General features: G+C 68.3%; 13 protein-coding genes and 1 pseudogene. 6 read left to right on the top strand and 8 right to left on the bottom strand.

Features of this window, described 5'->3' with window-relative positions; genetic code table 11:
* Window positions 1-219: 219 nt before the first annotated feature.
* Genes ACSVC7_RS17695 through ACSVC7_RS17685 form a run of 3 tightly spaced genes read left to right on the top strand, consistent with a single transcriptional unit; the run spans window position 220 to window position 2,998 of the window.
* Window positions 220-1,044 carry an ABC transporter ATP-binding protein gene (locus ACSVC7_RS17695; protein WP_448205633.1) on the top strand — a complete coding sequence of 275 codons (825 nt, stop codon included), beginning with the start codon at window positions 220-222 and terminating at the stop codon, window positions 1,042-1,044.
* A 9-nt stretch (window positions 1,045-1,053) separates the two neighbouring features.
* Complete coding sequence (locus tag ACSVC7_RS17690; protein WP_448205632.1) at window positions 1,054-1,929, top strand: ABC transporter permease; 876 nt, start codon at window positions 1,054-1,056, stop codon at window positions 1,927-1,929.
* A 34-nt stretch (window positions 1,930-1,963) separates the two neighbouring features.
* Window positions 1,964-2,998, top strand: a complete 1,035-nt coding sequence (locus ACSVC7_RS17685; RefSeq protein WP_448205631.1) for an ABC transporter substrate-binding protein — start codon at window positions 1,964-1,966, stop codon at window positions 2,996-2,998.
* Window positions 2,999-3,062: 64 nt separating this feature from the next.
* On the opposite strand, the gene ACSVC7_RS17680 is transcribed toward ACSVC7_RS17685, so the two are convergent.
* The 7 genes and pseudogenes from ACSVC7_RS17680 to ACSVC7_RS17650 form a co-directional block, all read right to left on the bottom strand.
* Window positions 3,063-5,564 (bottom strand): sensor histidine kinase, encoded by a 2,502-nt coding sequence (locus tag ACSVC7_RS17680; protein WP_448205630.1) that lies wholly within the window; start codon window positions 5,562-5,564, stop codon window positions 3,063-3,065.
* Window positions 5,554-6,228 carry a response regulator transcription factor gene (locus ACSVC7_RS17675; protein WP_448205629.1) on the bottom strand — a complete coding sequence of 225 codons (675 nt, stop codon included), beginning with the start codon at window positions 6,226-6,228 and terminating at the stop codon, window positions 5,554-5,556. Before ACSVC7_RS17675 ends, ACSVC7_RS17680 begins: the two co-directional genes overlap by 11 nt.
* 307 nt (window positions 6,229-6,535) lie before the next feature.
* Window positions 6,536-8,233, bottom strand: a complete 1,698-nt coding sequence (locus ACSVC7_RS17670; RefSeq protein WP_448205628.1) for a hybrid sensor histidine kinase/response regulator — start codon at window positions 8,231-8,233, stop codon at window positions 6,536-6,538.
* Between the two features lie 744 nt (window positions 8,234-8,977).
* Window positions 8,978-9,215, bottom strand: a pseudogene (locus ACSVC7_RS17665) (hypothetical protein); the annotation flags it as partial.
* 190 nt (window positions 9,216-9,405) lie between these two features.
* The gene (locus tag ACSVC7_RS17660; RefSeq protein ID WP_448205627.1) at window positions 9,406-9,804 is read right to left on the bottom strand and encodes a nuclear transport factor 2 family protein; all 399 of its coding nucleotides are present in this window, start codon (window positions 9,802-9,804) and stop codon (window positions 9,406-9,408) included.
* A 20-nt stretch (window positions 9,805-9,824) separates the two neighbouring features.
* Complete coding sequence (locus ACSVC7_RS17655; protein WP_448205700.1) at window positions 9,825-10,361, bottom strand: zinc-binding dehydrogenase; 537 nt, start codon at window positions 10,359-10,361, stop codon at window positions 9,825-9,827.
* Between the two features lie 93 nt (window positions 10,362-10,454).
* Window positions 10,455-10,865, bottom strand: coding sequence for an alcohol dehydrogenase catalytic domain-containing protein (locus ACSVC7_RS17650; RefSeq protein WP_448205626.1), 411 nt, complete (start codon window positions 10,863-10,865; stop codon window positions 10,455-10,457).
* Window positions 10,866-10,986: 121 nt separating this feature from the next.
* Here ACSVC7_RS17650 and ACSVC7_RS17645 point away from each other — a divergent pair, with 121 nt between their 5' ends.
* A complete protein-coding gene (locus ACSVC7_RS17645) occupies window positions 10,987-11,832 on the top strand; it encodes a LysR family transcriptional regulator (protein ID WP_448205625.1) in 846 nt (281 codons plus the stop codon).
* Between the two features lie 101 nt (window positions 11,833-11,933).
* On the top strand, window positions 11,934-15,482 hold the full coding sequence (locus ACSVC7_RS17640) for a DEAD/DEAH box helicase (RefSeq protein ID WP_448205624.1): 3,549 nt from the start codon (window positions 11,934-11,936) through the stop codon (window positions 15,480-15,482).
* A gap of 76 nt (window positions 15,483-15,558) precedes the next feature.
* Here the strand turns inward: ACSVC7_RS17640 and ACSVC7_RS17635 are convergent, their stop codons facing one another.
* Window positions 15,559-17,997 (bottom strand): putative bifunctional diguanylate cyclase/phosphodiesterase, encoded by a 2,439-nt coding sequence (locus ACSVC7_RS17635; RefSeq protein ID WP_448205623.1) that lies wholly within the window; start codon window positions 17,995-17,997, stop codon window positions 15,559-15,561.
* Window positions 17,998-18,246: 249 nt separating this feature from the next.
* Here ACSVC7_RS17635 and ACSVC7_RS17630 point away from each other — a divergent pair, with 249 nt between their 5' ends.
* Entirely contained in the window at window positions 18,247-20,961 is a 2,715-nt protein-coding gene (locus ACSVC7_RS17630; RefSeq protein ID WP_448205622.1) for a hybrid sensor histidine kinase/response regulator, read from the top strand.
* Window positions 20,962-21,104 lie beyond the last annotated feature (143 nt).

Raw genomic sequence — 21,104 nt, 5'->3', positions numbered from 1 at the left:
CGGAAAACCGTTCCTTGAAGGGCTGTTCGCCACACACCGTCGAAGGAACGCCTTCCGCCCGTCAAACACGAGCGCTGCGGCCCTTCCCGGCTGGTGTTACGGATTGGTGCGCATCGCGCCGAGCTGGCCGTCAGGAAACCGTCAGACTTCCTGCGCATAATGTCCGCAAGGCCCGCAGTTCGCGGCTTGAGCAACCAAGAAATTGCCTTGGAGGAAACGATGAGCAGGACGTCGCCGAACGTCCGCCCCGCTGTCGCGGGCGCGCCCCCTTACCCTGCGGCGGTCGCCGTCCCGGCCAGCCCGTTGCTGGAGGTCTCCGGTGTCACGCTGCAGTACAAAACGGCGGATCACCTGGTCACGGCCACCTACCGGGTCGATTTCCAGGTCTTCAAATCCGACCGTTACGTCCTGCTCGGCCCCTCCGGTTGCGGAAAGTCCACCCTGCTGAAGGCCATCGGCGGGTATCTGGAGCCGGTGGAGGGCGCCATCCGCCTGAACGGGCACGCGGTGACCAAGCCTGGTCCCGACCGCATGATGGTGTTCCAGGAGTTCGACCAGCTCCTGCCCTGGAAAAGCGTGCGCGAGAACGTGATGTTCGCGCTGACCACCAGCGGCCGCGCCAAGGGGGCCGAGGCTGCCGAGCGTACGGACTACTACATCAACAAGGTCGGTCTGGCGAAGTTCGCGCACAGCTTCCCCCACACCCTGTCCGGCGGCATGAAGCAGCGCGTCGCCATCGCCCGCGGCATGGCCATGGAGCCGGACGTCCTGCTGATGGACGAGCCCTACGCCGCGCTCGACGCGCTGACGCGCCGCCGCATGCAGGACGAGCTGCTGCGCCTGTGGGACGACACGAAGTTCACCGTCCTGTTCGTGACCCACTCCATCGAAGAGGCGATCCGCGTCGGCACGCGCATCCTGCTGCTGTCGCCGCACCCGGGCCAGGTGAAGGCCGAACTCAACAGCATCCCGCCGGATCAGCTCGGCACCGCCGCCCAGGCGGAGCTGGAAGCCCGCATCAACGACATGCTGTTCGTCCACTGAGGCCCCGCCATGACCGCGCAATCCGTCCTCGTCGAACGCCCGGAGATCATCCGGGACGTGTCCCACTCCACCGTCACCGCGGAGGTCGAGAAGCCACTCAGCGTGTGGGAGCGCCTGTACCGCGTCCCGCTTCTGCGCAAGGGGCTGATCCTGCTCGTGCTCGCGGTGATCTGGGAGGTGTACGGCCGCTGGCTCGACAACCCGCTGCTGTTCCCGCCCTTTTCCGCGATGCTCGACGCCTTCGCCACCGACATCGGCAACGGCGTCATCCCGGCGCGCACGCTCGTCTCGCTCCAGACGCTGGTGATCGGCTACGCCATGGGCATCATCCTGGCGGCTCTGCTGACCACCGTCGCCATCGGCTCGCAGATCGGCACCGACCTGCTGGAGACGATGACCTCCATGCTGAACCCGCTGCCGGCCATCGCGCTGCTGCCGCTGGCGCTGATCTGGTTCGGGCTCGGGTCGGGCAGCGTGATCTTCGTGCTCGTCCATTCCGTGCTGTGGGCCATCGCGCTGAACACGCACGCCGGTTTCCGCTCCGTCTCCAACACGCTGCGCATGGTCGGGCGGAACTACGGGCTGAGCGGCCTGGGGCTCGTCCGCCACATCCTCATTCCGGCGGCGTTCCCGTCGATCCTCACCGGCCTGAAGGTGGGCTGGGCCTTCGCCTGGCGCACGCTGATCGCGGCGGAGCTGGTGTTCGGCGTCAGCTCCGGCTCCGGCGGGCTCGGCTGGTACATCTTCGAGAACCGGAACCAGCTGGAGACGGCGAACGTCTTCGCCGGCCTGTTCACGGTGATCCTGATCGGCCTCGTCGTCGAGAACGGCGTCTTCGCCACCATCGAGCGGCGCACCATCCGCCGCTGGGGCATGCAGCACTGAACCATCCAAAAAAGCCTTTTCGGGAGGACCCAATATGACCGCATTCGCGACCCTGCGCCGGGTCGGCGTGCTGGCGACGGCGCTCGTTGCCATGGCATCCGGGGCGCTGGCAACCGGTACCGCCCGCGCCGAGACCTCGGAGGTCCACATCTCCAAGGGCTACGGCATCCTGTACCTGCCGATGATCGTCATGGAGCACGAGAAGCTCCTGGAGAAGCAGGCCAAGGCCGCCGGCCTCGGCGACGTCAAGGTCGGCTGGCTGGAGCTGGACGGCGGCAACGTCATCAACGACGCCATGATCTCCGGCAACCTGGACATCGCCGCCATCGGCGTGCCCGGCTTCCTGACGCTGTGGTCGAAGGTGAAGGGCAACGCGAAGCTGGAGGTCTCGGCGCTGGCCGGGCTCAGCGCCACCTCGCTGTACCTCAACACCAACAACCCGGCCATCAAGTCGCTGAAGGACTTCGGCGCGAAGGACAAGATCGCCCTGCCGGGCATCAAGACCTCGCTGTCCGCCGTCGTGCTGCAGATGGCCGTCGCCAAGGAGTTCGGCGACGACAGCTACGCCAAGCTCGACCCGATGACGGTCGGCCTGCCGCACCCGGAGGCCTACACCGCGCTCGTCTCGGGCAAGACGGAGGTGAACAGCCACCTCGGCTCCCCGCCCTACTCCTTCATGGAGCTGGAAAACCCGCAGGTGCACCGGGTGATGAACTCCGTGGACGTGCTCGGCAACATCTCGCTCGACCTCGTCTACGCGCCCAAGCGCTTCATCGACGCCAACCCGAAGCTGACCGCGGCCTTCGTCGCGGCGCTCGACGAGGCCGACAAGCTGATCACCGAGGAGCCGGGGCGCGCCGCCGCGATCTACGTCCAGTCGTCCAAGGCCAAGCTGTCGCCGGACGAGGTGGAGCGGATGATCAAGGACCCGGACACCAAGTTCTCGACCACCCCCAACGGCGTCATGCAGTTCGCCAACTTCATGGGCCGCGTCGGCACCATCAAGAACAAGCCGGCGAATTGGCAGGACCTGTTCATCGCCAACGTCCATTCCCTGCCCGGCAGCTGAACGCGTTCTTCTGAACAGCGCGTCCCCAACGAACTGGCCCGGGTCCTTCCCGGGCCATTTTCTTTTACGGCTGGTGCAGGAAGGCCTTCCACTGCTGGAGGAAGCGGTCGCGCTTCAGGTGGTCCATGAAGACCAGCAGCGCGGGGCCGAGGCCGATCCGCTGCGTGGGGCCGCGCATCTCCTCCTGCAGGTGCGTCGCCGACATCGGGCCGCCGACGGTCGGCAGGATGGAGTAGAAGGCGGTGTTGGCGGCGATCACCGCCTGCCCACGCTCCGACAGCAGGTAGTCGATGAAGCGTCCGGCCAGCTCCGGGGCGCTCGCCCGCCGCGGGATGAGGGCGACGCGGGTCATGACCAGCGCGTAGTCGGACGGCAGGACGATCCCGATGCGCGCGCCGTGCAGTTGCCGTTCCCGCGCGTAGGAACCCAGCAGGTTGTAGCCGATCAGGCTCTCGCCCCGCTCGATGGCGCCCACCATGTCGGCGGTGCAGCACATCTGCTTGGCCTGGTTTTCGCCGAGGGCGTCGGCGAGCTGCCAGAACTGGCTGGTCAGGACGGAGTCCTGCGTCGCGAACAGGTAGCCGATGCCGCTGTCCTCGATGTTGTAGGTCACCACCCGGCCCCGGTAGCGCTCCTTCCGGTCGCGCAGCAGGTGGATCAGCTCCTCGCGGGAGTGGGGCACCTCGTCCTCCGGGACGAGGTCGCGGTTGAAGACGATGACCGCCGGCTCCTGCGTGAAGCCGAAGGCGGCGCTGCGCCATTTGGCCCAGTCTGGAAGTGCCTCCGTCGCGGGGGAGCTGTGGCGGCGCGCGTGCCCGTCGTTGACCAGTTTCACCTGAAGGCCGGCGGCGGAGCTGATGACGAGATCCGGCACGTCGCCGGCGCCGTGCTTGACGACGGAGTCGTAAAGCTCCCCGGTGTTCATCTCCCGGTACTCGACGATGACCGTCGGGTTCATCGTCTGGAAATCGCGGATCAGCGGCTCGATCGCCGGTCGGTCGGTGGCCGCGTCGATGCGCAGACGCTCCGTTCCCTCACCCGGCGCGGGGTAAAGGACGGGCTCCAGGGCCAAGGCCGGCCGGGCGGCGGCCAGCAGGAGGCCGAGCAGCAGCAGGGGCATCACACGCCCGCCCGGCAGCGCGCCGGGGTTTCCCTTGCCCGTCGGGTCTTCTCCCGGAAACTCCAGCCGGACGATCAGCCCGCCGCCCGGACGGTCGAGCAGGGAGAGGACGGCCTGATGCGCCTCCGCCACCACCGCGGCGATGGAGAGCCCGAGCCCGCTGCCGGCGGTCCCCTTGGCCGACCGACCGCGGCCGAAACGTTCGAGCACCGCCGGCTTTTCCTCGTCCGGAATGCCCGGCCCGCGGTCGGCGATCTCCACCAAGGGGCCGTAGCCGCCGCTTCCCGACCGCACGCGCACGTCGATGGGGGCGGGGCCGCCGTACTTGACCGCGTTGTCCAGCAGGTTGGTCAGGGCTTCCCGCAGGGTCACGGGGTCTCCGTGCAGCATGGCGCCCCCGCTGGCCGGCTCCCGCACCAGATTGATGGGGGGAGCCTCCGGCCGGCCGGCCGTCTGCTGGACGATCTGGCCGAGCAGCGCGTCGAGGTCCACCTCCTGCGGCTGCACGGCTTCCGCGCGGTGGACCACGGTGGCGTGGTTCAGCAGCTGCGTCGTCAGCTCGCTCGCCTCCACGGCGTTGCGGTGGATGCGTTCGACGCGGTTGCGCAGGCGTTCGACGTCGCCCTCGCGGCGCGCCAGCTCGGCCTGCGAGCGCAGCGCGGCCAGCGGCGTGCGGATCTGGTGCGCGGCGTCGGCCAGGAAGGACTGGGTGGAGTCCAGGTTCGCCTTGAAGCGGACCATCAGCTGGTTGATGGCGCCCAGCAGCTGCCCGACCTCGGTCGGCACGGGCGTGTCGATCGGGGTGAAGTCCTGCGGGCGCCGCGCCCGGATCAGCGCCTCCAGGAAGCTCAAGGGGGCCAGCGCCTGCCGGACGCCGAGCCAGAGCAGGAGGGCGCCGACCACCACGGCAAAGGCGATGGGCGCGAAGGCGTTGGCCACGAGGCGTGAGGCCAGCAGATCGCGCGCCTCGCGCGTCTGGGCGACGACGACGGTCGCCCATCCCGACCGCGGCACCCCGCTGATGAAGCGGCCCGTCACGGCGACCCGAACCGGCTCGTCGCTGTAGACCGCGTTCTGGAACACCGGCGTGTCGTCGTGCACCGCGCCGCCGGGCAAATCCTCATAGCCGGTGACGAGAAGCCCGCCCGGCGCCAGCACCTTGTAGAAGACCCGGTCGTGCCGAGCCGTGCCCAGGACGCTCAGCGAGGAATAGGGCAGGTCCACCGTGATGGCGCCGTTCTCCACCCGTATGGCGTCCGCGATGGACAGGGCGGACGCCGAGAGAAGCTGGTCGTAGGCGCTGTCGGCCGCATCGCGCGCGTAGGACCGGACGAACAGGAACAGGATGAGGGTCACGACGCCGAGCACGAGGAACATCCGGCTCAGCAGGCGGCGCCGCAGCGAGCCCCCGCCTGTATGGCCGCCTGCCTGCCCTTCAATCGGCATCTTGCTTTTCGCCGACATAGCCGACGCCATGCACGGTGCGGATCACCACCGAAGCGCCCTCCAGCTTGCGCCGCAGGCGGGAGACCGACATCTCCACCGCGTTCGGGGTGACCGCCTGTTCCAGGTCGAAGAGCTGTTCGATCAGCGCGCTTTTGGTCAGCACGCGACCCAGGTTGCCCAGGAACAGCTCCAGCAGCCGGAACTCCCGCGCGCTGAGGTCGAGCGGCTGACCGGCGATCGAGACCGTCCGCGCCGCCGCGTCGAACACCAGATTCCCGAAGGTGGCCTCCGACGACGCCATCCCGTGCGACCGGCGCAGCAGGGCGCGGCATCGCGCCTCCAACTCGCGCAGATCGAACGGCTTCACGATGTAGTCGTCGGCACCGAGGTCGAGCAGGTGGATCTTCGTGTCGATCTGCGAGCGTGCCGTCGTGACCAGCACCGGCGTCCGGTCCCCCCGGCGGCGCAGCTGGCGAAGCAGGGTCTGGCCGTCGGGTCCCGGCAGCATCACGTCGAGGATGATGAGCTGGTAAGTCTCCGTGCGCAAAAGCTCATCGGCCTGGTGGCCGTCGGCCGCCCAGTCGACGGCGTGCCCAAGGCTGCGCAGGCTGTCGATGACGGCGTCGGCTAGGTCCTCGGCATCCTCGATAACCAGTATTCGCATCGACGCTCTCTCGTGGACAGTTCCACAATCATACAACGCGCGCCGTCTGCACCATCAAATTTCCCTGGTCGGGAAGGCGCAAAGCAGACGGTCTTCCCCGCCGATTTGGGCAGCCGTTGCCGAAAGGAGAAAAGTATCCAGATGCAGTGGTGCCCAGGCCGGTCACGGTGCGCAGCGAGATGTCCGGAGTTTTGATTCCGGCGCAGGACGGAGAAGCCCTGCCGCGTCGGCGGATGAGCACCGCTGGCCGTCGGCGGACACCGCCCTCACGCGCGATTTGCGCACCAGCGTCCGCGGCAAGCCTTCCTCAATTCGCTTTGTGAACGCACGCCACGCCGCCGAGGCTCACCTCCGCTATCCGCTGAAGAATTGCGGCCTGAAGTTGATCGGGCGTGATCGGTTTGCGGAGAACCGGATACCCGCTCGCCGCCGCGTCCTTGTCGCAGGCGCCACCGATCTCACCCGTGAGGATCAGAGCAGGCACCGGCCACCCCAGGTACGCCTCGATGCAGCGGACGGCATCCGTCCCCAAACGCCGCTCGCGCAGCCGATAATCGGCCAGGATGACGCTGGGCGCCTTCCCGCTGGCGCGCAGTTGCGCGATGGCCTCTTCACCGGATTCCACGGCGATCACCGTGAAGCCCCACCCCTCGAACATGGCCTGCAGCGCCATGCGAACGATGACGTCGTCCTCGACGAGCACGATGAGGCGCCCGCCGCCGTCGAGCGTTTGCGGGCGCGCCCGCAAGATCGGCAATTGCTGCGCCCGGGCGATGGGGATCTCGACCCAGAAGGTCGAACCCTCGCCGGCGCGCGATGCGACCCCGACCGTGTGATCGAGGAGCCCGGCCAGCTTCTTCACGATCGCCAAACCCAGGCCCAGCCCCTGGCTGCGGTCGCGCTCCGGATTGCCGACCTGGTAGAATTCGTTGAAGATCGCGTCCTGCACGTCGGCAGGGATGCCTCGGCCGGTGTCCTGGACCTCAATGCGGATGACCTCGCCCTTCCGGCGGCTGTCGATCAGGATGCGCCCCTCGTCGGTGTAGCGGACGGCGTTCTCGACCAGATTGTGCAGGATGCGCAGCAGCAGCAGCGGGTCGGTCCGGACGGCGGCGGCCGACGGCACGATGTGCCACTCCAGTCCCTTGGCCTCCGCGTTCTGCCGGAACGCGGTTTCGATCTGATCGAATACGGGCGCCAGGGCGATGTCCTTCACCTCGGACTCCACCAGCCCGGCGTCGATCCTGGACACATCCAGCAGACTGTCCAGCAGTCCCTTCAGCACGCCCAGGCTCTGCTGGAGTTGCTGGTAATGCGGCTGGCCGCCGTCACCGACATGCGGGCCGATGGTCGCGGTGAGCATGAGGATGGACTGGACCGGCTGGCGCAGGTCGTGGCTGGCCGAGGCGAGAAACTGCGTCTTGGCCTCATTGGCGCGCGCCAGTTCCGCCGCGTGCGCCTCGGCGCGCCGGGCGGATTCACGCAGGGAAGCCACCAGTTGAACGTTGGTCAGGGCCAGGGCCGTCGAGCGGGCGATCGCCTGGAGAATGGCGACCTCCTCCTCCGACGCGGCGTGCGGATCGGCCCAATAGGCGCCGATGGCACCGACGGGATCTTCCGGCCGCACCGGCACCATGACCATGCTCTTCACGAAGGTCGCCCGGTAGGCGTCGTGCGGGACACGCGGATCCTTGTAGATGTCCGGGATGACGGCGGGCCGGCCGTTCAACATCGCCCAACCGGACACGCAGGCCTGCATGGGGAAGCGTTGCCCTTTCCACAGCGGGCTGATCGCGCTCTCGTCCGCGTAGTAGCACTGATCGACCTCGCGCAGCACGAAGGTGACGCCGTCGGCGCCCGTCAGTTGCCGGGCCGAGGTGCGCACGATCTCCATGATGTCCTGGACGTCACCCGCGAACGACAGCCGCTCGACAATGTCGACCACCGCCGCGACGCGGCGGTCGCCGCACAGAGCCGCGACGTTGTCCTGCATCGTGACCTGCATGGGCTGCTGCATCCCGTTTCCCCCTCGCCTCTGGAGATCGGCGCGTTCCTGCCGTGCTTCGTTTTCCGAGTAATGCCGTGGGCCAACCTATCACATTGCGGCACGCCGATGTTGAGGTTTGTTTTCCGGAGCATTCATCCAAATCCCAAGGTCACGACGCATGCTAAAATTACAAATGGCGTTTATTCGGCTCGCATCCGCCGATTTCGATTACTGTTTCGTATTCCGTGCTCCCACATCAGAAATAGGCATTACTGCTGGAGCGTTCGGGCGCGTTCCAAGAAATCAAGAGCACCGCTCTGTATTTGCGAGTACGGGACGGCGTCAGGGCGCTCTGCCCATCGTGACGGCGACTCCTGCGCGGCCTGGAGCCGATGTTTGCTCGCCGGCCTGCCAACCGACCCGGTCAAGGCGATCGCGCGGCGCGCTTTGCGGCCAGCGTTCGATCAGTCGATCCCGGCGGCGATGGCGTTGGCGTACGCCGCCAGGGTGGCGCCCCGGTACGGCAGCGGTACGGCAGCGCCGTGGTGGCCCATAGGGACGCACCCTTTGCGGCCCACCCCCTCAGGTCCGAACGAACGAAATGCGCGAATTTGACCAGTGATACGGTTGGAAAATGATCGCTTCCATCATTTTCCAACCGTGAAACCCGGCAGATCAATGCGTTAGCATTGATCGAAAGGGTCATGCCGGCGGCGCCTTCAGGTGCCGACGGTATGAGACCGTCGCAAAGCTGGGGGGCCGTCACGCCGCACGGCGGAATGGACGATGGGCGTATGGCTCGGCGGCGGCGTGGTCGCTGCGCTGGCCCTTGCGGGCTCCGCGGCAAACTCCCATTCATCACCGCGGTGCGGACCTTCAGCATCCGGTGAGCGCCACGCGGCGACCAGCGCATCGGCTGATTGGCGCCCATGCGCCGGTGCAGCAGGCGCTGGACCGTGCTTTCGGTCGTCGCCGTAGAAATGGGCTCGCCCCGGTGGTCAGATCGAATGTGCGAAAGGCGGCCGCATACGAGAGGAGCGACACCCGGCGAGGATACCGTCATGACCGGCGGGCTGCCACCCTTGCCGTGACAATGCCCGGCGAGCTGTTCTCAGTCCTCGCAAGACGGCGGCATGTCGGCAACCCCGGCTTCGAGGTTGCCGAACGCCGGTTCCTGGCCGGACCATCCGTCAGGACAGCGCATCCCTGAGGGCTTCGGTGTCCTCGTAGAAGTGGTAGAGGGCGATACGGCCGTCCTTCACGCGGCAGATCAGCGCCCAATCGCTGGAGAAGGGCTTCCCGGTCTTGCGGCTCTTGTGGTGGAGCGTTCCGTACAGCGCGGCATGTTCACCGTCGGCGAAGGACGCGTCGACGTTGAATTCGCCCGGTTCGAGAAGCTCGCCGAAGCCGCCGAAGAACCGACGGGCGCCCTCGACCCCGACGAAGGTGCCGTGCAGCGGGTTGTTCGGATTGGGAACGGGGCGCGTCGAAATGAACCGCGCGTCGGGATCGACCATGGCGAGCGCCTGGTCCATCGCACCGGAAAGGATGTGGTTCAGGAAGGTCTGAACGGTCGTCTGCGTGCTCATCGGCGTGGTCTCCTGCGGTTTCAGGCAACGGGGTGGAAGCCGGACAGCACCAGCTTCCCAAGGGTTCGGCCGCTTTCGAGCCGGGCGTGGGCCGCGCGCAGAGTGGCGGCGTTGATGAGGCCCAGCGTCTCCGTCGCGGTCGAAACGAGGCGGCCATCGTCGATCATGGCGGCGACCGCGTTCAGGATCGCGCCCTGCCGGGCCATGTCGGGTGTGGCGAACATCGGCCGCGTGAACATGAACTCCCACAGGAAGCTCGCGCTCTTGCGTATGAGCAGGTTCATGTCGGGCGGCTGGTCGAAGGGCACGATCGAGCAGATGCGGCCCCGGGGCGCCAAAACCTCCGCCAGCACCGGGTAATGGCGATCCGGATCGTTGAGGAGGAGGATCAACTCCGGCGCCGGCCGGCCCAGCGCGGCCAGCTGAGCCGCCATGTCGCCGAAATGGTCGATAACCGCATGGGCGCCCAACTGTTCGCACCAGGCGCGCGATTGCGGACGCGAGGCGGTGGCGACGACCGTCAGTCCAGGGACGAGGCGGGCGAGCTGGATGGCGATCGAGCCGACCCCGCCGGCGCCGCCGACGATCAGCAGCGTCCGGTCCCCGGCGTGTGCGGTGAGCGACAGCCCCAGCTGTTCGAAAAGCGCCTCCTAGGCGGTCAGCGCCGTCAGGGGCAAGGCCGCGGCTTCCGCGACGGTGGTCGATTTCGGCCGATGCCCCACGATGGCGGCGTTGACGGCGTGGAATTCGCTGTTGGCGCCGGGACGGGTCAGATCGCCCGCATAGTAGACGGCGTCACCGACGGAAAAGCCCCCTCCTGAAAAGCTCGGTACGGCACGTCCCACGGCGACGACCTCGCCCGCGACATCCCAGCCCAGCACGGCGAAGGTCCCGTCGTCGGCCTTCCGGCGCCGCACGCGAAAGTCGGCCGGATTGACCGAGATCGCCTCGACACGGACCAGGAGATCGGCGTCTCCCGGCGTCGGCTTGGGAAGATCGCGCTCGATCAGCGAGTCCGGGTCTTCGATGGGCAGGGCTTTGTACAGTCCGATGGCCTTCATGGTCGCTCCCTCCTGGCGCGGCCACCCTATTCCGCGTATAGAAAACCGGAAGTCGGAATAAATTGGCAGTGTCTGTGCATGAATGATCGGACCGGAGCCCCCCTGACACCCGGACCCCACGATGCTGTGGGATGACATCCGCTATTTTCTGGCGCTGGCGCGCAATGGCACCCTGTCGGGCGCGTCCCGCGCGCTCGGCGTTGAGCATTCGACGGTGGCCCGCCGGGTCGGCCAGTTGGAAGCCGAGCTTGAGGTCCGGCTATTCGACCGGCTGGCGCGGGGGTGGACGCTGACGGCGGAAGGCGCGGACCTGCTCGGCCGGGCGGAAGCGGTCGAGCAGGAGGTGCTGACCCTGCGCCGCGCCGCCTCCGGCGTGGATTCCCTGTCCGGAACGGTTCGCATCTCCGCGCCGCCGCTGCTTCTCAATCACCTGATCCTGCCCAGCCTGCGCCCCTTCTCGCATGCCCATCCGGGTGTCGCGCTCGAACTGGTCGGCGAGCGGCGGGAGGCGGATCTGGTCCGCGGCGAGGCCGATATCGCGGTCCGTCTCGGCCGCCCGACCGGGGCGAGCCTGGTGGTGCGCTCGCTCGGCGAGATTTCCTACGGCCTCTACGGCCTTGCCGAGGCGGTCGGGCGTCCGGAGGAGGATCGGGTCTACATCGGGTTCGACGACAGCATGCCGGACCTGCCGCAGAAGCTGTGGCTCGACGGGTATGCCGCCGGGCGGCGCTTCAGCGTACGGTCCAACGACATGGCGACAATGCTGCAAGCGGCTCTGGCCGGGCTGGGAATCGCCCTTCTCCCGGACTTCCTGGCCCTTCCCCACGAGAGCCTGAAGGCCTTGGACCCGGCTCCCTCTCCGCCGGTGCGCCCCGTTTTCCTGGTGATGCATCCGGACATCCGGCGCTCGCGCCGCGTGCGCCTGATCGCGGATCATCTGACGGAAGCGCTGAGGTCTTCCCTTTGACCAGGGCCCTTTGACCATGGCCGGCTTGTCCTGCGGCTGGGTGTGGCCGATAATGCGCGCCCCGGACCCGGCGCGCCGCCGTACGCTTTGGGAGGTTGCCTGTGATTCCCTTGTCGTCCCTGCGCCGTTTCTTCGATGCCGGCTCCTTCGAGCGGGGGCAGCGCTATGAGCGGGACGGCCGTGTCATCACGCTCGACGCGGTCGCCCGCAAAAAGGACGTCGTATCCCTCACCGCCAGTGTCCAGGGCTCGGAACGCCGGCCCTACGAACAGGAGATCGATGTGACGATCAAGGGCGACGCCGTCCAGCTGGTGGACGGCGGGTGCGACTGCCCGGTTGGCTACAATTGCAAGCACGTCGCCGCCGCCGTGATCGCCTGGGCGCTGAGGCGAGACACGCCGCCCAACCGTGCCGTGCCCCCGTCCGTTTCAACCCAGGCCGCCCAGTCCACCTCCACCCAGCCCACCTCCATCCAGCCGGCCCGGACGTCCGAACTGTCGGTTCCGCTGCTGACGCTGCTGTCCCGGTTGGATGAGGCGGCGGCGCGGGACGCCGGTGACACCTACCCCGAAACGGTGCGCAAGCGTCTGCTCTACGTGCTGGCCCTGGACGAGGGGACCGACGGCGGGAGCCGGCTGACGCTCCGCGTCCTGTCGGTCTCGCTGCGCAAGGACGGCGGGTTTGCCAACGACGCCAAGGCCTACGACGGCTACCAGCTGCGCAATATGCCGGCGGCGAAGTTCATCACCCCGTCGGACCGCGGCATCCTGTCCGTTGCGGCGCAGACCGGGAGTTCCGGCGGCTACGGCACCAACGCGCTGGTGCTGTCGGCGGAGTGGGCGCCCTGGCTGATCGAGCGGATGCTGCGCACCGGGCGCCTGTACTGGGGCGACCTCCGCACCGGGCGCCCGTTGCGCGCCGGCCCGGCGCGGCCGGGGACTCCCCGCTGGGACCGTGACGCCGCCGGGCGGCAGCGCTTCGCCATCGCCCTGGGCGCGTCCTCGATCATCGCGCTGCCGACCGTGCCGCTCCTCTACCTCGACGAGGACAGCGGGGAGTGCGGCCCCATCGACACCGCGATGGCGCCGCACGTCGCCTCCACATTGCTGGGCGCGCCGCCGCTGCCGCCGGGCGAGGTCGCCGCCTTCCGCGTGGCGGCGGAGCGGCTCGGCGAGCGGCTGCCGGTCCTGCCGGACCCGCCGGTCCGCACGGAAAGGCGGCGCGTGGCGCCCCGGCCGCTGCTGCGCCTGCGGCTCGCCCGGATGCCGTACGGCTACGGTTACGGTTATGGCCATGGCTACGGCTATGGGGCAGGCGCCTACGGCTCCGCCCTGGTGGGCGGCGTGCCCGCCGCAGAACTGGCGTTCGACTACGCCGGCGCGCGCGTCGCTCCGAACGGGCCGGCGACGCCGCTGCAATGGATGGAGGACGGCGTCCTGGTCACGGCCGACCGCCAGCCGAAGGAGGAGGCGAAGGCCGCCCAGCGTCTGCGCGAGGCCGGGCTGATCCCCAATGCGATGCCGCTCAGCGTCGGCGGCGGTCCGCCGGTGCAGAAGGCGCTGTTCGTGGCGTCCGGCGATGCGCTGGAAGAACGATCCGTCTGGCTGGAGCTGGTCCACGCGGTGCTGCCCGGCCTGCGCGCCGAGGGCTGGGGCGTGGAGATCGACCCGGACTTCCCCATCCAGGTCCTGGACGCGCCTGCGGACTGGGCGTTCGAGATCGGCGACGGCACGGGCATCGACTGGTTCGGCCTGTCGCTGGGCGTCGAGATCGGGGGCGAACGCATCGACCTGCTGCCCGTGCTGCGCAGCGTCATCGAGGCGCTGGGCCGCTTCGACCCCGATGACCCGTTCTTTGACGACTTGCCCGGCGATGAGGGCGACGGCGACCGGGCTGGCTCGCCGCGCTGGCTCGACGCGGTGCTGGAGGTGATGGCGCCGGACGGCGTGCTGTTCGTCGCGGTGGACGACACCCGCTTCCTGCCATTGGAGGTCGACCGCCTGCGCCCGCTGATCGGCGTGCTGATGGAGCTGTTCGGCCTGCAGCCGGACGGCGGGGCCGGCGGGGAGCTGCGCATCGGGCGGACGCATCTGGGCGACCTCGCCGCGCTGGAGGAGGCCGCGTCCGCTGCCGGCATTCCGCTGCTGGGTGCCGACGCGGTGCGGCGCATGGCCCAGGCCCTGCGCGCGTCCGGCGGCGTGCCCGCCACGGCGGTGCCGGAGGGGCTGCGGGCGACCCTGCGGCCCTACCAGAAGGCCGGGCTGGACTGGCTGCAGTTCCTGGCCGCGCACGGCTTCGGCGGCATCCTGGCCGACGACATGGGGCTGGGCAAGACCGTGCAGGCGCTGGCCCACCTGCTGGCGGAGAAGGAGGCCGGGCGGCTCGACCGGCCCAGCCTGCTGGTGGCGCCGACCAGCGTGCTGGGCAACTGGCGGGCGGAGGTGCAGCGCTTCGCGCCGGAACTGCGGACGCTGGTGCTGCACGGGCCGCAGCGCAAGGCGGCGCACGGCGCGCTCGGCGACTTCGACCTGGTGGTGACCTCCTATGCCCTGCTGCCGCGCGACCGCGAGGTGCTGGAGGCGCAGCCCTGGCATCTGGCGATCTTCGACGAGGCGCAGTACCTGAAGAACCCCGCCGCGCAGGCGGCGAAGGCGGCCCTGGCGCTGGAGGCGCGGCAGCGGCTGTGCCTGACCGGAACGCCGGTTGAGAACAGCCTGGACGAGCTGTGGTCGCTGTTCGCGCTCGCCGTGCCGTCGCTGCTGGGCGACCGCACCGGCTTCCGCCGGCAGTTCCGCACGCCCATTGAGAAGCGGGGCGACGCCGACCGGCAGCGCGTGCTGGCCCGGCGGGTCCGCCCGTTCCTGCTGCGCCGCACCAAGGAGGAGGTGGCATCCGAGCTGCCGCCCAAGACGGAGATCGTGGAGGCGGTGGAGCCGCACGCCGCCCAGCGCGACCTGTACGAGACGATCCGCCTCGCCATGGACCAGCGGGTGCGGGAGGAGGTGGCGCGCAAGGGGCTGGCGCGCAGCCACATCACCATCCTGGACGCGCTGCTGAAGCTGCGGCAGGTCTGCTGCGACCCGCGGCTGGTGAAGCTGGAGAGCGCGCGCAAGCGGGTGGCCAAGGGGGCGGCCTCGGCGAAGCTGGAGCGGCTGCTGGAAATGCTGCCGGAATTGCTGGGCGACGGACGGCGGATCCTGCTGTTCTCGCAGTTCACCTCGATGCTGGATCTCGTCAAGCCGGAGCTGGAGGGGCAGGGCATCCCCTTCGTCGAGCTGACCGGCGACACGCGCGACCGCGAGACCCCGGTGCGGCGCTTCCAGGCGGGCGAGGTGCCGCTGTTCCTGATCAGCCTGAAGGCCGGCGGGACGGGGCTGAACCTGACGGCGGCGGACACGGTGATCCACTACGACCCCTGGTGGAACCCGGCGGTGGAGGCCCAGGCGACCGACCGCGCCCACCGCATCGGCCAGGACAAGCCGGTCTTCGTCTACAAGCTGGTGACCGTGGGCACGGTGGAGGAGCGCATGGTCCAGCTCCAGGAGCGCAAGCGCCAGCTGGGCGAGGCCGTCTACGACGAGGCGGGCGGCGCGGAGCGCCTGCTCACCGCCGAGGATGTGGACTTCCTGCTGGCGCCCATCGACGCCTGACGCCAGGGCGGGGCCGGCCTGCCCGGGCGCATGGCCGAGGCCAGGGCGCTGCGGAACATCGGCACCGCCGGGAGCGTCAGAGCATCGGAATCGGAGCGACGCGCCAGGCGGGATCGGGCGCCCAGCCGCGCATCCACGGCAGGAAGGCGGAGGCCCGCATCGGCCGGGCGATGCCATAGCCCTGGCCCAGCTCGCACCCCAACGTCAGCAGGGTGGCGCCGTGCTCGACCTTTTCCACCCCTTCGGCGATCACGGCGCGGCCCAGGCCCTGGGCCAGAACGATGATGCTCTTGACGATGGTCAGGTCATCGGCGTCCTCCTCAAGGTGGCGGATGAAGGACTGGTCGATCTTCAGCGTGTCGATGGGCAGGTGGCGCAGATAGGTCAGCGAGGAATAGCCGGTGCCGAAATCGTCCAGCGCGCTGCCGACTCCCAGACGCCGGCAGGCGTCCAGCGTCAGCTTGGCGTGGGTGATGTCCTCAAGAGCGGCCGTTTCCACCACCTCGATCTGCAACAGCTGCGGCGGAACCGACGGGAAGTCGGCCAGCGCCGCCGCCAGACGTGTCGGGAAATCCGGCCGCAGCAGGTGGGAGGCGGCGATGTTGACGCTGACCGTGATGACGTTGCCGTCCGCCAGCCAGGCGGCGATCTGGGCCAGGGCGACGCGGATCACCCACTCGCCGACTTCCGTTTCCAGGTTGGCGCTCTCGATCAGAGGCAGGAATTCGTTGGGAGGCAGGAATCCCTGTTCCGGATGGTTCCAGCGGATCAGGGCCTCGGCGCCGACCACCGTGCCCAGGCGCATGTTGACCTTGGGCTGATAGTAAAGTTCAAACTGGCCGGAGTGCAGGGCGGCGCGGATGCGATCGCGGTTGGCCTGCCCGGCGACGTCATGCAGCTCCTCCTCCGGATCGTACAGCCGGTAGCAGTTCCGCCCTTTGTTCTTGGCCTGATACATGGCGTGGTCGGCATGACGCAGCAGGGTGTCGGGGTCGGCGTCGTCGAGCGGATACAGGGTGACGCCGATCGAGGCGGTGACGGCCAGAGCTTCGGTCAGTTCGGGAATGTGGATGGGCTGGCGCACCGCCGCCAGCAGCCGGTTCAGGCAGATGTGGCAATCCTCCGTCCCGTCGAGGCCGGGCAGCAGCACGACGAATTCATCGCCGCCCAGGCGCGCCAGGGTGTCGCCGGCCCGCATGATGTCGGTCATGCGCCGGGCCAGCTCCTGCAACAGGATGTCGCCGATGTGGTGGCCGAAGCGGTCGTTGATCGGCTTGAAGCCGTCCAGGTCCAGGTAGCCGATCGCGACCGTCCGGCCGGTGCGCTTGCCCTGCGCCAGCGCCTGTTCCATGCGGTCGGCCAGCAGGATGCGATTGGGCAGACCGGTCAGGGCGTCATGGTGCGCCAGACGCTGCAACGCCAGTTCGGCCTGATTGCGGGCTTCCAGGAATTCGTTGAAGGCGTGGGCGACGGTGCGGATCTCCTGGCTGCCGCTCTCGTCCACCGCCGTCGCCTGCTCGCGCCGGCGCATTCGGGCGGCGCGCTCGTGCATCGCTTCGGCCAGCACCAGCAGCGGCTTCAGCAAGTACCGGGCGGAGGCCCACAGCAACGGGACGACCACCAGGATCAGCAGGAGGGTGGTGGCGATCATGCGCCGCTGGATGACGTAGATCGGGCTGAACGCCTCGTCGATGGGAATCACCGACACCAAAATCCAGCGGGTGGTCGCGAGCCGCTTGAACGTGAAAAGCCCCGTAAGCCCACGGCTGTTCAGCCCCTCTTCCGTCCCCTCGAACCCATTGAACGCGCGGTCGAGAAGGGCGTTTTCGCCCGGCTTGGTGATGGGCTGCATGATCCGGCTCCGGTCCGGATGGGCGACCGTGGTGCGGTCCTGGGTCACCAGATAGAAATAGCCGCTCTCCCCCACGCGGCGTTCGGCCAGCGACCCGATCAGGTTCTGTTTGTAGAGGTTGAGCACACCGCCGATGATGCCGGACAGGTGGCCGTCGGCGTCCAGGATGGGCGCGGCCAGCACGATGATCGGCTGGCGTGTGGCCTGGCCCAGGATCGGCCGGGATATCGCCGGGCGCAGGGTGGCGCGCACCTGCTGGATGTAGTCGCGGTTGCTCATGTCCAGGCCGCGCCGCCCGGACTTCTTCGGCCAATCGACCAGCAGCGTGCCGGCGGCGTCGAAGACGTACAGGTCATCCACCAGGCTGAGCAGGGCGGTCTCCTCGCGCAGGTGGCGCTCCAGCCCGGCCGGATCGGACATCAGCGGGAGGGGGACCACCGTGCCCGCCTGGGCCAGCGCCGCCAGCCGTTCGGAGATCTGACCGTCCATGTGAGCGGCCAGTTCGGAAAGCAGGTCGAATTGCTGGGCCTCGATCCGATCGAGAACTTCGCTGCGCAACACGTAGAACTGAAGGATCGACTGCCCCAGCAGCAGCATTCCGCCCAGCAGGATGGCGCCAAGCGTCAGTTTCAGTTTCAGGCTGAGATTCTGGAAGTAGGCCAAGGTCTTCAACGCCAGTGAATGGGAGCGGGGTGCGTTCCGCCCGGGCATCATCCCAGCCGGCAACCGCCCCGCACAAACCTCATCCACCCTAGCGGAGGCTCACCCCGCCCGAGAAGAGGCTGTCCCGCCCAGCGACAATTTGCGGCGACCATGCGAGGGGCGGCCATACGGTGGCGGCCATCCGGTGATCGTGCATCTTTCGTACGCCACCGCCCCTGTGGGGAAGAATAGGCGGAAGGTGTACGTTCAATGCTTGGTTTGTTAACGTACGGTGTCGGAGTTCCGGTCCAAAGCCGGTCTCCGCCCGCGATCCACGGCGCACTCCTGTTCGACTGGCATCTCACCACGCCGTCGCCTTTCTTCGACCTCGGGGGCACCATGCCAGTCAGACGCCGTCTCGTCCTGTTTGCCTTCTGGCTCCTGATCCCCGCTGTACTGGCCTGCGGCGCGGCGGTTTTCCTGGACTACGCCCGGGAGCGGCAGCGCGCGGAGGAGAACTTCCTGCGCACCGTGCAAGCGCTCGCCGGATCCATGGACCGCGAACTGAACACCATCGTCCGGCGCCTTGAGGTGCTGGCCGCCTCGCCGCATCTGGCCGGCGGCGAGCAGGAGGCCTTCTGGCAGCACGCCAGAGCCGCGGTTCGCGAGGACGGCATGTGGGTGGTCCTCACGCGTCCCGACCTCCGGCAGGTCGTGAACACGTTGCGCCCGTTCGGCGAGGCGCTGCCGGATATGGATGCAGGCACCGAACCGGGCCTCTCGGTCCGGCGGGTCTTCGAGACGGGTCGCCCAAACGCCTCCGATATGTTTATCGGCCCGGTGACGAAGACGCTGACACTCGCGGTCACGGTGCCGGTCTTCGGAAAGCCGGGGGAAAAGCCGGGAGGAAAGCCGGGGGAGGTCCGGTACGCCTTGAGCATGGGGTTGACGCCCAAGTCCCTCCAGAGCATGGTCAGCACGACGGGGCTGCCGAATTCATGGCTGGTCGGCGCCTTCGACCACAAGATGCAGGTGGTCGCCCGTTCGGCCCAATCCGAGGCATGGGTCGGCAGGGTGGCCTCGCGCGACTTGGCGGAGGCCGCGCTGGCGCAAGGGGCAGGGGTGATCGATGCCGTCTCGCTGGAAGGCATTCCGACCCGGGTTGCCTTTGCCCGTTCCCCCACATACGGCTGGTATCTGGCGGTGGGGATGCCGAAGGCGGAAATGGTTGCGTCGATCAACCGCAACATTCTGGTTTTGGCCGCGATCGCCGCTGCGTTGCTGGCGATCGGCCTTGCCGCCGCGGTGCGCACCGGGCGGCAGTTGTCGCAGGCCATCAACACGCTGATTCCGGCGGCCAACCTCCTCGGCGACGGCAAACCGATCCGGCACGAGCCAACCGGCCTGCATGAGGTCGACCATCTGGCGACGGTGCTGGACCGGGCCAGCCACAAACTCCGCAGCACGGAAGCCGAGCGCCAGGCGGCCGAAGCGGAGTTGACGGCGGCGCGGCATCAGGCTGCAGAGGTTCTGTCGAGCATCACCGACGGCTTCTACGCGCTCGACAGCCAGTGGCGGTTCACCTACGTGAACCGGCGTGCCGAAGAGGTGCTCGGGAAGCCTGCGGCGGATCTCGTCGGCCACTGGTTCTTCTCGGCGTTCCCGCAAGTCGAAGGAACGGTGGTGCACCAGAACTACGTTGCGGTGATGAACGAGAAGCAGCCGCGCCAGTTCGAGTTCATCTCGCCGATCCTGAAGCGGTGGACGGCCTTCAGCGTGTACCCCACCGCCGAGGGCGGCATTGCGGTGTATTTCCGCGACATCTCCGCACAGAAGGCGGCGGAAGCCGGCCTCATCGCGGCCAAGGAGGAGGCCGAGCGGGCCGCGGCGTCGAAATCGACGTTCCTGGCGTCCGCCAGCCACGACCTGCGCCAGCCCATGCAGTCATTGTTCCTGTTCGCCGGAGCGCTGCATGGGCACGTTCAGAGCGAGCATGGCCGCGAGGCCCTGGAAAATCTCGAACGGGGCCTGGATGTCCTGAAGTCGCTGCTCGACAGCCTGCTCGACGTGTCGCGCCTGGACGCGGGCGTGGTGAAGCCGTCCATCGAAGACTTTCCGGTGTCGTTGCTGCTCGACCACATCGCCGCGGGCTACGCGGCGGTCGCCAAGAGCAAGGGGTTGGAATGGACCATGGCGGCGTGCCCGTTTCATGTCCGCACGGACCGGGTCCTGCTCGGCCGCATGATCCGCAACATGGTCGAGAACGCGGTTCGGTACACCGAGCATGGTCGCATCGAGGTCAGCTGTGAAGCCAGCGGGGGCCGGTTGCGCATCGACATCTCGGACACCGGCGTCGGCATCCCGAATGACCAGCTGCCTCGGATCTTCGAGGAGTTCCATCAGGTCGGGAACCAGGAACGCGACCGCACGCAGGGCCTCGGCCTCGGGTTGGCCATCGTTCAGCGGATCAGCCACCTGCTGGACCATCCCGTGTCGGTGCGCTCCGAACCTGGGAAGGGCTCGACCTTCAGCGTCGTCGTCCCGCTTGGAGAAGCCCGGGTTCTGATGGAACGCGGTCGGATCACGCCGGTTCCTGCCAGCAGTGGCGACGAGCGCTTCGCCGTGGTCGTCGATGACGATGCGATCGTGCTGCTCGGGCTTCAGGCGATCCTCAAGGAATGGGGCTACGACGTCCTGATCGCCGGGTCCACCGAGCAGGCCTTGGAGAAGCTGCGGGCGGCCAGCCGTACGCCGGACATCATCATCGCCGATTACCGTCTGCGGGATGGACGGGTTGGCACCGACGCCATCCTGGAGATCCGGAAACTGTTCGGCACGCCCGTTCCCGGCATCATCGTGACCGGCGAAACGGGGCCGGAATGCCAGCGTGACGCCGCGCTCCACGGCCTTGGGCTGATGCACAAGCCGGTGACCCCGCGTCAACTGAACAGCGCCATGGAGCGCCACATGAGGGCCGCCGATTAGCAGGACGCGGAAGAACGGGCGTGATTATGCCGCCGCCAGCCGCTTGCGCGCCAATGCCACGATCAAGGTGCCTGTCCGGACGAGCCATCCTGCCGCGTCCTCCATGCACCAATGCCTTCCGCTGTGTTAAGGTGGCTGCGGAA

It is taken from the genome of Azospirillum mesophilum (genome assembly GCF_053470405.2).
Note: the sequence above shows the minus strand (reverse complement) of the source record. Positions and strands in the feature narration are given on the sequence as shown.